Here is a 12,825-nt window from a genome sequence, read left to right as displayed (position 1 = left end):
CGGCGGGCGGCGCGTGCCGGCCCAGCCTGTCGTTGCGTTTGCGCTCAGCGCCCGCGGGCCGGCAGCAGGCCGGCGAGGTGGGCGACGATGCCGCGCGCCACCTCGGCCTTGGCCGCACGCGGCAGCGGGTGGCGGCCGGCGTCGTCGTAGAGGATCACGGTGTTGTCGTCGCCGCCCATGCCGTCGCTGACCAGGTTGCCGACCAGCATCGGCAGCCGCTTGTTGCGTCGCTTGCCCTCGGCGTAGGCGTCGAGGTCGCGGCTCTCGGCGGCGAAACCGACGCAGAAAGGCGCGTCGGCATGTGCGGCCACCTCGGCAAGGATGTCCGGGTTGGGGGTCAGCGCGATGTTCATGGTATCGGCGGACTTTTTCAGCTTGTGTTCGGCACTCGCCAGCGGCCGGTAATCGGCCACCGCGGCCACGCCGATGAAGACGTCCGCACCCGGCAGCGCGTGGAGCACCGCGTCACGCATCTCCAGCGCGCTGGTCACGCTCACGCGCCTCACCTCGGCCGGCACCGGCAGGCTCACCGGTCCGCTCACCAGCACCACCTCCGCGCCCGCCTGGGCGCAGGCGCGCGCGAGCGCGTAGCCCATCTTGCCCGAGCTGATGTTGGTGATGCCGCGCACCGGATCGAGCGCCTCGAAGGTCGGCCCGGCGGTGAGCACGACCTTGCGTCCGGCGAGCAGCTTGGGCACGAAGAAGCCCTCGAGGCGTTCGAGCAGCTCCTCCGCCTCGAGCATGCGCCCCATGCCGACCTCGCCGCAGGCCTGGTCGCCCGCCGCGGGACCGAACACGGCGACGCCGTCGGCGCGGATCTGCGCGACGTTGCGCTGCGTCGGCGGCGATTCCCACATCTGGCGGTTCATCGCCGGGGCGACGATCAGCGGCACGGCGCGCGCCAGGCAAAGCGTGCTGAGCAGGTCGTCGGCGTGGCCATGAGCGAGGCGGGCAAGGAAATCTGCGGTCGCCGGGGCGACGAGGATGGCATCGGCGTCGCGGCCGAGATCGATGTGCGCCATGTGGTTGGGCATGCGCGCATCCCACAGGTCGGACCACACCGGATTGCCCGACAGCGCCTGGTAGGTCACCGGGGTCACGAAGCGCGCCCCGCCCTCGCTCAGCACCACGTGTACCTCGGCGCCGGCCTTGCCGAGCAGGCGCACCAGCTCGGCCGACTTGTACGCGGCGATGCCACCGCCAACCCCGAGGACGATCTTGCGATTGCTCAACATGCTCATGACGATGAACTATACTCCGCGATGGATCGATGCATTCTGGATAGGCCGACAGGCCACGACGAGGGAGGCGGACACGCGATGGCGATCACCGACTGGCCTGCGGACGAACGTCCGCGCGAGAAGCTCCTCGCCCGCGGCGCCGCGGCGCTGTCCGACGCGGAGCTGCTGGCGATCTTCCTGCGCGTGGGCATCCGCGGGCAGAGCGCGGTCGACCTCGCCCGCGCGCTGCTGTCCCGCTTCGGCACCCTGACCCGCATGTGCGGCGCCGACGCGAACGAGTTCGCCGCGGTACCTGGCATGGGGCTGGCGAAGTATGCCCAACTGCAGGCGGTCATGGAACTGTCGCGGCGGGCGCTCGCCGAGACGCTGGTCGCACGCCCGCTGTTCGATTCACCCCAGGTCGTACGCGACTGGCTGCGCCTGCGCCTCGGACACCTGCCCCACGAGACCTTCTGCGTGCTGCTGCTCGACGCACGCCACTGCCTGATCGAGGCGGTCGATCTCTTCCGCGGCACGCTCACGCAAACCTCGGTGTATCCGCGCGAGGTGGTCAAGCTCGCCCTCGCGCGCAACGCCGCGGCCGTGATCCTCGCCCACAACCATCCCTCCGGTGCCGCCGAGCCGAGCACCGCCGACGAGCTGCTCACGCGTGCGCTGAAGGACGCTCTCGGCCTGGTCGACGTGCGCGTGCTCGATCATTTCGTGGTGCCGGCGCACGGTCATCCGGTATCATTCGCCGAACGCGGCCTGCTTTGAGGTTCCGCCCGCCCTTCCGCTCCGGCCCCGGACCCTGCCTGGCATTCCACCCTGCGAACACGACGAAGGTACGCGGGGCTTGCCTCGACCGCGCTTCTTGCATTATCCTCGCACGTTTTCCGCAATCAGAATTCCCTGGAGCATCGTATGGCTCGCGTCTGCCAAGTGACCGGTAAAGCACCGATGGTGGGAAATAACGTTTCCCACGCCAACAACAAGACCAAGCGTCGTTTCCTGCCCAACCTGCAGAGCCGCCGCTTCTGGAGCGAAGGCGAGAACCGCTGGATCCGCCTGCGCGTGTCCAACGCGGGTCTGCGCACGATCGACAAGAAAGGCATCGACGTCGTCGTTGCCGAGCTTCGCGCCCGTGGCGAGAAGCTGTAAGCAACCGAACTGAACGGAGAAGGCCATGGCCAAGGGCATCCGCGAAAAGATCAAACTGGAGTCGACCGCCGGTACGGGTCACTTCTACACCACCTCGAAGAACAAGCGCACCACACCCGGGAAGCTCGAGTTCAGCAAGTACGACCCGGTCGCGCGCAAGCACGTGCCGTACAAGGAAGTGAAGCTGAAGTGATTTGGCGCGGCGGTTGCACGCAACCGCCCGGCAGAACGCGGCAGCTCCAGAAAACCGGAAGGGCCATCGGAAGATCCGATGGCCCTTCTGTTTTTTCGCCCGCCACCGGCAGTGGCGGGCACGATCACATGCGCCGCGGAATCACGCGCGCTGGATGTTCGAGGCCTGTTTGCCCTTGGGACCCTGGGTGACGTCGAAGGAGACCTTCTCGCCTTCCTTCAGGCTCTTGAAACCGCTCATCGTGATGGCGGAGAAATGTGCGAACAGGTCTTCACTTCCATCATCCGGCGTGATGAAACCGAAACCCTTGGAATCGTTGAACCACTTCACGGTACCAGTTGCCATATTGCTTGGATCCTTCAAGGTTGCTTGTTACACCGCGGCCTTCGCAAACCGCGGTCGTGTGGGCGCTGACAGGGACCAAAACCACCTCCGGAAGCCCCTCGGGATCAGGCTCGAGCCGGCGCTCGCCTTCTTTTTTACGCATTCGGCACGGCAGCGTCAACGGGATTTCGCGCGGTTTCGATCGCGCAGCGCAACATGAATGCGCACGGACCCACCCCCATCCCGAGCGCGATTTCGCGCCTGGCGCGGAGATGCGTTCATGCCGCAGCGCAAGAAGCCTGTTTCGGGCAGTGCGCGCCAAACCACACTCTGCATGGGGTTTTCCCGGGACTCGACGCGCACACGAAGCGCGTGTTGCACTCTGCTTCGACTTCATTAGAATGATTTTATGGGCACCCGAAAACAAGACGATCTGGTCCTGGAAGCCAAGCGGACGCGCACGCGCCCGCCCCCGCTCTTCAAGGTCATGCTGTTGAACGACGACTACACGCCGATGGATTTCGTCATCGTCGTCCTGCAGAAATATTTCGGCATGGATCGCGAACGTGCCACGCGAGTCATGCTCCAAGTCCACAGAGAGGGCATGGGGGTATGCGGCGTCTTTCCCAGGGACATCGCCACGACCAAGGTGGAGCAGGTCACCTCGTTTGCTCGTCAGCATCAACATCCGCTGGCATGCGTGATGGAGGAAAATTGAATGATCGCGCAAGAGCTTGAAGTCAGCCTGCACATGGCTTTCGTCGAGGCACGGCAGAAGCGCCACGAGTTCATCACCGTGGAGCATCTTCTGCTTGCCCTGCTGGACAACCCTTCCGCCGCCCAGGTGCTGAAGGCGTGTGCCGCCAACATCGACGAGTTGCGTCGCGAACTGACCGGTTTCATCGAAGAACACACCCCGCGCATCGAAGGCACGGACGAGATCGACACCCAGCCCACGCTGGGCTTCCAGCGCGTGATCCAGCGCGCGATCCTGCATGTGCAGTCCTCGGGCAAGAAGGAGGTCACCGGCGCAAACGTGCTGGTGGCGATCTTCGGCGAGAAGGACTCGCACGCGGTGTATTACCTGCAGAAGCAGAACATCTCGCGTCTCGACGTGGTGAACTTCATCTCCCACGGCATCGCCAAGGCGCCGCCCCAGGGCAACCCGCCGCAGGGTCGCAGCGAACCCGAGCAGGGCGAGCAGGAGCAGGAAGAGAAGTCCTCCGGCGGTGCGCTGGAGAGCTACACGCAGAACCTCAACCAGCAGGCGCTGGTCGGCAAGATCGACCCGTTGATCGGCCGCGAGAAGGAGGTCGAGCGTGTCATCCAGACCCTGTGCCGCCGGCGCAAGAACAACCCGCTGCTGGTCGGCGAGGCCGGCGTGGGCAAGACCGCGATTGCCGAAGGCCTTGCGCGTCGCATCGTCGAGGGCCGCGTGCCCGAGATCCTCGAGAACGCGCAGGTGTTCGCGCTCGACATGGGTGCGCTGCTCGCCGGCACCAAGTACCGCGGCGATTTCGAGCAGCGCCTCAAGGCCGTGCTCAAGCAGCTCATCGAGAACCCGAACGCGATCCTCTTCATCGACGAGATCCACACCCTGATCGGCGCCGGTGCGGCCTCGGGCGGCACGCTGGATGCGTCCAACCTGCTCAAGCCGGCGCTGTCCTCGGGCCAGTTGAAGTGCATCGGCGCGACCACCTACAACGAGTTTCGCCAGATTTTCGAGAAGGACCACGCGCTCTCGAGGCGCTTCCAGAAGATCGACGTGGTGGAGCCCTCGGTGGCCGAGACCGTCGAGATCCTCAAGGGGCTCAAGAGCCGCTTCGAGGAGCACCACGGCATCAAGTACAGCAGCTCTGCACTCTCCAGCGCGGCGGAGCTGTCGGCCAAGTACATCAACGACCGCCACCTGCCCGACAAGGCGATCGACGTCATCGACGAGGCCGGGGCGGCGCAGCGCATCCTGCCCAAGTCCAAACAGAAGAAGACCATCGGCAAGAACGAGATCGAGGAGATCGTTGCCAAGATCGCCCGCATCCCGCCGCGCACCGTGTCCAACGACGACAAGGCCGCGCTGAAGACGCTCGAGCGCGATCTCAAGAACGTGGTGTTCGGCCAGAATGCCGCGATCGAGGCGCTTGCCAAGGCGATCAAGATGTCGCGCTCCGGGCTCGGCAACCCGCAGAAGCCGATCGGCTCCTTCCTGTTCTCCGGCCCCACCGGCGTCGGAAAGACCGAGGTCGCCCGCCAGCTTGCCTACACGCTGGGCATCGAGCTGGTGCGCTTCGACATGTCCGAATACATGGAACGGCACGCAGTCAGCCGCCTGATCGGCGCGCCCCCGGGCTACGTCGGCTTCGACCAGGGCGGCCTGCTCACCGAGCAGATCACCAAGAAGCCGCACAGCGTGCTGCTGCTCGACGAGATCGAGAAGGCACATCCGGACATCTACAACATCCTGCTGCAGGTCATGGACCACGGCACGCTGACCGACAACAACGGTCGCCAGGCGGACTTCCGCAACGTGATCATCATCATGACCACCAACGCGGGCGCCGAAGCGATGCAGAAGTCGGTGATCGGCTTCTCGGCCAAGCGCGAGCCGGGCGACGAGATGGGCGACATCAAGCGCCTGTTCACGCCGGAGTTCCGCAACCGGCTGGACGCGATGATCTCGTTCAAGGCGCTCGACAACGAGGTCATCCTGCGCGTGGTGGACAAGTTCCTGATGCAGCTCGAGGCCCAGTTGCACGAGAAGAAGGTCGAGGCCCACTTCAGCGACGAGCTCAAGGCCTGGCTGGCCGAGAAGGGCTTCGATCCGCTGATGGGCGCGCGCCCGATGGCCCGTCTGATCCAGGACACCATCCGCTCGGCACTGGCCGACGAGTTGCTGTTCGGGCGGCTCGTCAATGGCGGCAAGGTGACCATCGACCTCGACGAGGACGACAAGGTGAAGCTGGTGTTCGAGGAGACGGAAGCGGCCACGGCCTGATTCCGCCCCTTCCTCGCAAGACGGCATGCCGGCGGAAACGCGGCATGCCGTTTTTCATGGCCGCCCCACCCGCCCGGCGGAGTCCCCCCTGGCCACGTCGTTTATCATGCCTGCTCCCGCGCCGACCATCCGGCGCATCGCCACACTTCTTTCTCGAGGAGCCCGCATCAACATCCAGACCGCCGACCTCTGCGACGCGCACGAGGACAAGCTCGCCGTCGTCGCCCCCATGTTCGCCAGCTACGGCGGCCGCCCGTCCTTCGGTGGACCGATCGCCACGCTGAAGATCTTCGAGGACAACTCCTTCGTCCGCAAGGCACTGGAAGGACCCGGGAATGGCCGCGTGCTGGTGATCGACGGCGGCGCCTCGATGCGCTGCGCCCTGGTCGGCGACCAGCTCGCCGAACTCGCGGTGAAGAATGGCTGGGCCGGCATCCTCGTGTACGGCTGCATCCGCGACTCCAAGGCGATCGGCGAGATGGACCTCGGCGTCTTCGCCCTCGGCACCCACCCGAAGAAGACCGTCAAGCGCAACGTCGGCGAGGTTGACATCCCGGTGGGCTTCGGCGGCGTCACCTTCCAGCCCGGCCACCACGTCTACGCCGACGAGGACGGCGTGGTCGTAAGCGCGGAGCCCTTGCTCTGAGCGGCGCCGGGCTTGCTTCGCTGCCCATGTGAGGCCCTCGACGCACCGCAAGCGCCCGGAGGAGGGATCGCGACTCGCGTCGCGCCTACCGGAACCGCCGGGCGTGCAATGCAGCAGAGCGACGCCGCCTTTCCGTTTCACAGCGCTCCATTTCTTTTCACGATACAAAACGCGTTTAACAAGCCTTTGTTTTAGATAGAAAAGATTTTTTCTTATGTCTTATATAAGACATATTGCTGCTGCGCGGAATGCCTCCTATACTCTCTTCCCATCTGCAGTGTCCTTTCTCCCTCGAAAACCGCTGCAGCCGGAACACCGCGACCGGTGCCTGAACCCGCCGCGATGCCTGACCCCCTCCTGCATTCATAAGGACGCATCATGACCCTGACCCGCGAACAGCAAATCGCCGCCCTCGAAAAAGACTGGGCCGAGAATCCCCGTTGGAAAGGCATCAAGCGCGGCTACTCCGCGGCCGACGTGGTCCGCCTGCGTGGCAGCCTGCAGCCCGAGTACACCCTGGCCCAGCGTGGTGCCAAGCTGCTGTGGGAGCGTGTCAATGGCGGCGCCAAGAAGGGCTATGTGAACGCCTTCGGCGCGATCACCGCCGGTCAGGCGATGCAGCAGGCCAAGGCCGGTCTCGAAGCCGTGTATCTGTCCGGCTGGCAGGTCGCCGCCGACGGCAACACCTCCGAGACCATGTATCCCGACCAGTCGCTGTACGCCTACGACTCGGTCCCGACCATGGTTCGCCGCATCAACAACACCTTCAAGCGTGCCGACGAGATCCAGTGGTCGCGTGGCATCAACCCGGGCGACAAGGAATTCGTCGACTACTTCCTGCCGATCGTCGCCGACGCCGAGGCCGGTTTCGGCGGCGTGCTGAACGCCTTCGAGCTGATGAAGAACATGATCGCCGCCGGCGCCGCCGGTGTGCATTTCGAAGACCAGCTCGCTGCCGTGAAGAAGTGCGGCCACATGGGCGGCAAGGTGCTGGTGCCGACCCAGGAAGCCTGCGAGAAGCTGATCGCCGCCCGCTTCGCCGCCGACGTCATGGGTGTGCCGACCATCATCCTGGCCCGCACCGACGCCGAAGCCGCCAACCTCATCACCTCCGACCACGACGCCAACGACAAGCCCTTCCTTACCGGTGAGCGCACCCAGGAAGGCTTCTACCGTGTCAAGAACGGCCTCGAGCAATCGATCAGCCGCGGCGTCGCCTACGCCCCCTACGCCGACCTGGTGTGGTGCGAGACCGGTACCCCGGACCTGGGCTTCGCCCGCGAGTTCGCCCAGGCCGTGCATGCCGCCCACCCCGGCAAGCTGCTGTCCTACAACTGCTCGCCGTCCTTCAACTGGAAGAAGAACCTGGACGACAAGACCATCGCCAAGTTCCAGGACGAACTCTCGGCGCTGGGCTACAAGTACCAGTTCATCACCCTGGCCGGCATCCACATCAACTGGTTCAACACCTTCAAGTTCGCCCACGCCTACGCCCGCGGCGAAGGCATGAAGCACTACACCGAGATGGTGCAGGAACCGGAATTCGCCGCTCGCGAGCAGGGCTACACCTTCGTGTCGCACCAGCAGGAAGTCGGCGCCGGCTACTTCGACGACGTCACCACCGTGATCCAGGGTGGCTCGTCCTCGGTCAAGGCGCTGACGGGCTCGACCGAAGAAGAGCAGTTCCACTAAGAGACTGCTTCCCTCATAACGGGGGAGGAGACGGAAGGCCACCCTGCGGGGTGGCCTTTTTCGTTTTTCGACGATGACCCGCAAACCGATCTGGCGTCATCGCACCCGCAGTTCCCGCAGAGCCACGCAGGATCCGGGCGGGACTGCAGTGTGCGGGACCGCCCGATCGCGACTTGCGCCGCGCCTGCCCGAATACACCGGGGCCCTCCCGAAGGACGGCCCCGGACCTCGAGACAAGCCGCGGATGCGGCGAGGCGTCAGCCGCGGCCCGGCCCCATGCTGCCACCGTCGCGCGGACCGCCGCCCTTCATGCCGCGCTCGCCCTTGCGGCCCATCTTCTCGAACTCCGCATCGAACACCGTCTTCTGCGCATCGCTCAGCGTCGCATAGAAGGTCTCGACCGACTTGCGCGCCTCGCCCATCTCGGCCTGGCGCAGCTTGCTCATCTCCTCCATGCGCTGCATGCGCTCGATCGCCGTCTTCGGCGGCTCGGCGGCGCGGCGCTCGGCCATCATGCTGCCCATGCGCTCGGCGCGCGACTTCATGTCGGCCTTGAAGCGCTCGAAGGCGGGCTTCTGCTCGGGCGCCAGGGCCAGCGCCAGTTCGAGGCGTGCCATGTGCAGCTCGGCGCGCGCGGCCATCTTCGCCTTCATCTGCTCGGGCGCCATCTGCGACCAGCCGGCCTTGCCGCCGCGCGGGCCGTCGCAATGGCCGCCCCAGGCCAGCGCTGCGGTGCTGCCGATGGCGCCGGTGGCGATGATGGCGGCGGCGATCGAGGTCTTGATCCAGTTTTTCATGATGGCTCTCCTGTGGGTTGCTTGTCCGTGTTGCCCGTCCGTTCGGGCGACGGAGCCATTTGAACACCGCGATGTAAGCCGGATTTGTCCGCGCGGCACGCGTTTGCAGCCTGATGTCTCGGCAGCGCCCGCAGATACGCTGGGATACAAAGCCGGACCCACCCCGCCTTATGATCCAGGCCATGGAGAACACCGCATGAATACGTCCGACCACATCCTCATCGTCGACGACGACCGTGACATCCGCCAGCTGCTTGCCGACTACCTCGAGAAGCAGGGACTGCGCTGCACCACCGCGGCCGACGGGCGCGAGATGAAGGCAGCGCTCGAGACCCACCGCATCGACCTCATCGTGCTCGACCTGATGATGCCCGGCGAGGATGGACTCACCCTGTGCCGCAACCTGCGCGCGAGCGGCGGGCCGCACGCCAACACCCCGATCCTGATGCTCACCGCGCGCGGCGAGGACATGGACCGCATCATCGGCCTCGAGATGGGTGCCGACGACTACCTCGCCAAGCCCTTCGTGCCGCGCGAGCTCTTCGCCCGCATCCGCGCGGTGCTGCGCCGCACCCGCGCGTTGCCGCCCAACCTCGACGCCGCCCCGCCCGCCAACGCGCGCCTGCTGCGCTTCGCGCACTGGCGCCTGGACACGATCAACCGCCACCTGGTCGACGCCGAGGGCACGGTGGTCGCGCTCTCCGGCGCCGAGTACCGCATGCTCGCGGTCTTCCTGTCGCACCCGCAGAAGGTGCTGTCGCGCGACCAGCTCATGGAACTCACCCAGGGACGCGAGGCCGACGTGTTCGATCGCTCGATCGACCTGCTGGTGAGCCGGCTGCGCCAGCGCCTCGGCGACAACGCGCGCGAACCGGCGATCATCAAGACCGTGCGCAACGAGGGCTACGTGCTCGCCGCCGAGGTCGTCGCCGAGACCGCGGACACCGACGGGAGCGGCGCGCGATGAGCCTGCCGCTGCCGCGCAGCCTGTTCGCCCGCCTGATGCTGATCTGGCTGGTCGGCATGACACTCGTGCTGGCGGTGAGCCTCGCGCTCTTCCTCGGCGAGCGCGAGCGCATCGGGCGCAGTGCGCTGTTCGAGGGCGTGGCGCAGGAGATCGCCAGCGTCGCCGAGCTGCTCGACCGCATGTCGCCGCCCGAGCGCGAGCGCTGGATCGACGAGATCGGCCGCCGCCGCCTGCGCCTCGCGCTGCGCCCACCGCACGATCACCTGCGTCCGCTAGCCGACGACCACCCGCTGCAGACCGCGTTGCGCGAGGCCATGCCGCAACGCCCGGCCACGCTGTACACCCATCCGCGCGACGACCGCCCCCACCCCGGCCTGGCGATCGTGCTCGCGCTCGCCGACGGCACCCCGCTGCAGGTCCGCCTGCCGGGCATCCCGCCGTTGCCGCCGATCATGCCGCATCAGCGCGGCCCCTTCCTCGCCGCCCTCGCCGCGCTGGTGCTGGGGGTAGGCTTGCTCACCTGGATCGCGGTGCGCATCGCCACCCGGCCGCTGTCGCGCATGGCGGAGGCGGCGCGCGCGCTCGGCGAGGACCCGACGCGCGCACCCATGGACACGCGCGGCCCCACCGAGGTCGCCCAGGCCGCCGCCGCCTTCAACCAGATGCAGCAGCGTGTCGCCGAGCACGTCGCCGAGCGTACCCGCATCCTGGCAGCGATCTCCCACGACCTGCAGACGCCGATCACCCGCCTGCGCCTGCGCGCCGAAATGGTCGACGACGAGGGCCTGCGCGCGCGCATCCAGTCCGACCTCGACGCCATGCAGGGCCTGGTGAAGGAAGGCCTCGCCTACGCGCGCAGCCTGGACGAACGCAGTCCGGCGCAGGCGATCGAGCTCGGCCCCCTGCTGCAGGCCCTCGCCGAGGATGCGCGCGACATGGGCTGGACCGTGCGCGTGCCCGAGGGAGCGCAGGGCCGCATCGTCGGCAACCCCTCGGCGCTGCGCCGCGCGCTGTGGAACCTCATCGAGAACGCAGTGAAGTTCGGCGGCAAGGTCGAGGTGGCGCTGGCCTGCGTGGGCGAGCACTGCGAGATCCGCGTCCGCGACCACGGCCCCGGCCTCGCGGAGGACGAGCTCGAGAAGGTGTTCGAGCCCTTCTACCGCACCGAAGCCTCGCGCAACCGCGAGACCGGTGGGACCGGGCTCGGGCTGGCGATCACGCGCAACCTGCTGCATGCCCAGGGCGGCGAGGTCACGCTGCGCAATCACCCCGACGGCGGGCTGGAGGCGGTCGTGCGGCTGCGCGTGCCGTAGCGCGCGGCGAGCGCGCGGAAGGTCGCGAGCTCGGCCGCGCGCCGCTGCGCGCTCCAGCCGAGTTCCGCCGCGAGGAGGTCGGCCACAGCAGGCGCCACCGCCGCGGCCGCCGCGGCATCGAGGAAAAGCGCGCGGCTGCGGCGCGCGAGCACGTCCTCGACGGAAAGGGCGAAGTCCTCGCGCAGCGCGCGCCGCACCGCCGCGGCGCCGGGCAGCACGCCGGGGGGAAGCCCCGGAGGCGCGCCCGGCAAGTCCGCCTCGCCCGCCTCCCCCGCGCACACTCCGCAATCGAGCGCCAGCGAGGCGGTCGGCGATGCCCGCCGCGCCAGCCCGCCTACCACCTCGGCCGCATCTACCGCCTGCTCGGCCATGGCGCGATAGGTGGTCCATTTGCCGCCCAGCACGCTGACCAGGCCCTGCGCCGAGACCTCGACGCGGTGCTCGCGCGAGAGCCGGCTGCTTGCACCATCGCCTCCATCCTCGCCGAGCAAGGGCCGCAGGCCGACGAAGACGCTGCGCACGGCCTCGCGCGCCGGCGGCCGACGCAGCCAGCGCGCAGCGGCGGCCAGCAGCTCGTCCACCTCGCCCGCGAGCGGCTCGGGCTCCGCCGGCGTATCGGCGCGCGGGGTGTCGGTGGTGCCGATCAGCACCTTTCCGCACCAGGGAATCATGAACAGCACGCGTCCGTCCGGGGTGCGCGGCACCAGCAGCGCGTCGCTGCCGGGCAGACAGTCGGCGTCGACCACCAGATGCACGCCCTGGCTCGGGCGCAGCAGCGCGCGGGCGGCCGGATCGGCACGTCGGCGCAGCGTGTCGCCCCACACCCCGGTGGCGTTGATCACCGCGCGCGCAGCGACATGGTGCGCTTGCCCACCCTCGGCCTCGCGCACCACCACGCCGCGCAGCCGACCGTCTTCCACCACCAGCTCGTGCGCGGCGCAGTGGTTGAGCAGCAGCGCACCGTGGGCGCTCGCCGTGCGCGCCAGCGCGAGCGCCAGGCCGGCGTCGTCGAACTGGGCATCGCGGAAGGCCACGCCGCCGCCCAGCCCCTCCTCGCGCAATCCGGGCAGCGCCGCATGCAGCCCGGCTGCGTCGAGCAGCGTGCAGCCGCCCAGCCCGTCCCGACCCGCTAGCGCGTCGTAGGCGCCGAGCCCGAGACGCAGCAGGAGCCGCTCCGCCAGGTTGCGCGCCGGCACCACGAAGCGCAGCGGATGCACCAGCGCGGGCGCGTTGCGCAGCAGGCGCCCGCGCTCGCGCAAGGCTTCGCGCACCAGGCCGATGCGGCCCTGGGCGAGGTAGCGCACGCCGCCGTGGATCAGCTTGGTCGAGCGCGAGCTGGTGCCGGCGGCGAAGTCGCGCGCCTCCACCAGCAGCACCGAATGGCCACGCGCCGCCGCGTCGAGCGCGCAGCCCAGCCCGGTGGCACCGCCGCCGACCACGACGAGGTCGACCGCGCGCGCGTCGGCGAGGCGGGCGAGAAGCCGACGACGGGCGTGCGGATGGACGGATTCCATGAGCGC

Annotated in this window: 13 protein-coding genes; 9 read left to right on the top strand and 4 right to left on the bottom strand. The window is 67.9% G+C overall.

Translation table 11 applies throughout. The features are described from left to right. Positions 1–44: 44 nt before the first annotated feature. Positions 45–1,241: a bifunctional phosphopantothenoylcysteine decarboxylase/phosphopantothenate--cysteine ligase CoaBC gene (gene coaBC / locus PO78_RS02435; protein WP_012584936.1), complete on the bottom strand. Its 1,197-nt coding sequence runs from the start codon at positions 1,239–1,241 to the stop codon at positions 45–47. Positions 1,242–1,319: 78 nt separating this feature from the next. Between coaBC and radC the strand changes: the two genes are divergently transcribed. The 3 genes from radC to rpmG all read left to right on the top strand — a co-directional run bounded on the left by radC (position 1,320) and on the right by rpmG (position 2,574). After that, a complete protein-coding gene (gene radC / locus PO78_RS02430) occupies positions 1,320–1,997 on the top strand; it encodes a RadC family protein (protein WP_004321243.1) in 678 nt (225 codons plus the stop codon). Positions 1,998–2,144: 147 nt separating this feature from the next. Next, positions 2,145–2,381, top strand: a complete 237-nt coding sequence (gene rpmB, locus PO78_RS02425; RefSeq protein ID WP_002924478.1) for a 50S ribosomal protein L28 — start codon at positions 2,145–2,147, stop codon at positions 2,379–2,381. 25 nt (positions 2,382–2,406) lie between these two features. Next, the gene (gene rpmG / locus PO78_RS02420) at positions 2,407–2,574 is read left to right on the top strand and encodes a 50S ribosomal protein L33 (protein ID WP_004321245.1); all 168 of its coding nucleotides are present in this window, start codon (positions 2,407–2,409) and stop codon (positions 2,572–2,574) included. A gap of 141 nt (positions 2,575–2,715) precedes the next feature. Here rpmG and PO78_RS02415 read toward each other — a convergent pair whose 3' ends face one another. Beyond that, positions 2,716–2,919, bottom strand: a complete 204-nt coding sequence (locus PO78_RS02415; RefSeq protein WP_004321247.1) for a cold-shock protein — start codon at positions 2,917–2,919, stop codon at positions 2,716–2,718. Positions 2,920–3,307: 388 nt separating this feature from the next. Between PO78_RS02415 and clpS the strand changes: the two genes are divergently transcribed. The 4 genes from clpS to aceA all read left to right on the top strand — a co-directional run bounded on the left by clpS (position 3,308) and on the right by aceA (position 8,228). Then, the gene (clpS, locus tag PO78_RS02410) at positions 3,308–3,616 is read left to right on the top strand and encodes an ATP-dependent Clp protease adapter ClpS (protein WP_004321249.1); all 309 of its coding nucleotides are present in this window, start codon (positions 3,308–3,310) and stop codon (positions 3,614–3,616) included. Beyond that, positions 3,617–5,890 (top strand): ATP-dependent Clp protease ATP-binding subunit ClpA, encoded by a 2,274-nt coding sequence (gene clpA, locus PO78_RS02405; protein WP_004321251.1) that lies wholly within the window; start codon positions 3,617–3,619, stop codon positions 5,888–5,890. 166 nt (positions 5,891–6,056) lie between these two features. Continuing rightward, a complete protein-coding gene (gene rraA / locus PO78_RS02400; RefSeq protein ID WP_004321254.1) occupies positions 6,057–6,536 on the top strand; it encodes a ribonuclease E activity regulator RraA in 480 nt (159 codons plus the stop codon). A gap of 378 nt (positions 6,537–6,914) precedes the next feature. Next, positions 6,915–8,228 carry an isocitrate lyase gene (gene aceA / locus PO78_RS02395; RefSeq protein ID WP_004321256.1) on the top strand — a complete coding sequence of 438 codons (1,314 nt, stop codon included), beginning with the start codon at positions 6,915–6,917 and terminating at the stop codon, positions 8,226–8,228. A 257-nt stretch (positions 8,229–8,485) separates the two neighbouring features. Here the strand turns inward: aceA and PO78_RS02390 are convergent, their stop codons facing one another. Further along, complete coding sequence (locus PO78_RS02390; protein WP_004321258.1) at positions 8,486–9,025, bottom strand: Spy/CpxP family protein refolding chaperone; 540 nt, start codon at positions 9,023–9,025, stop codon at positions 8,486–8,488. 196 nt (positions 9,026–9,221) lie between these two features. On the opposite strand from PO78_RS02390, the gene PO78_RS02385 reads away from it, so the two are divergent. Together PO78_RS02385 and PO78_RS02380 are read left to right on the top strand one after the other, a co-directional pair. Continuing rightward, a complete protein-coding gene (locus PO78_RS02385) occupies positions 9,222–9,992 on the top strand; it encodes a response regulator (protein ID WP_004321260.1) in 771 nt (256 codons plus the stop codon). Next, entirely contained in the window at positions 9,989–11,305 is a 1,317-nt protein-coding gene (locus tag PO78_RS02380) for an ATP-binding protein (RefSeq protein WP_004321262.1), read from the top strand. The genes PO78_RS02385 and PO78_RS02380 overlap by 4 nt, the downstream gene beginning before the upstream one ends. On the opposite strand, the gene PO78_RS02375 is transcribed toward PO78_RS02380, so the two are convergent. Beyond that, positions 11,257–12,819, bottom strand: a complete 1,563-nt coding sequence (locus tag PO78_RS02375) for a glycerol-3-phosphate dehydrogenase/oxidase (protein WP_012584935.1) — start codon at positions 12,817–12,819, stop codon at positions 11,257–11,259. The two genes, PO78_RS02380 and PO78_RS02375, sit on opposite strands and share 49 nt — an antisense overlap. Between the last annotated feature and the right edge of the window lie 6 nt (positions 12,820–12,825).

This window comes from Thauera sp. SWB20 (assembly GCF_000831325.1).
Taxonomy (GTDB): Bacteria; Pseudomonadota; Gammaproteobacteria; order Burkholderiales; family Rhodocyclaceae; genus Thauera; species Thauera aminoaromatica.
The sequence above is the reverse complement of the archived record's forward strand: the minus strand, read 5'-3'. Positions and strand labels throughout refer to the sequence as shown.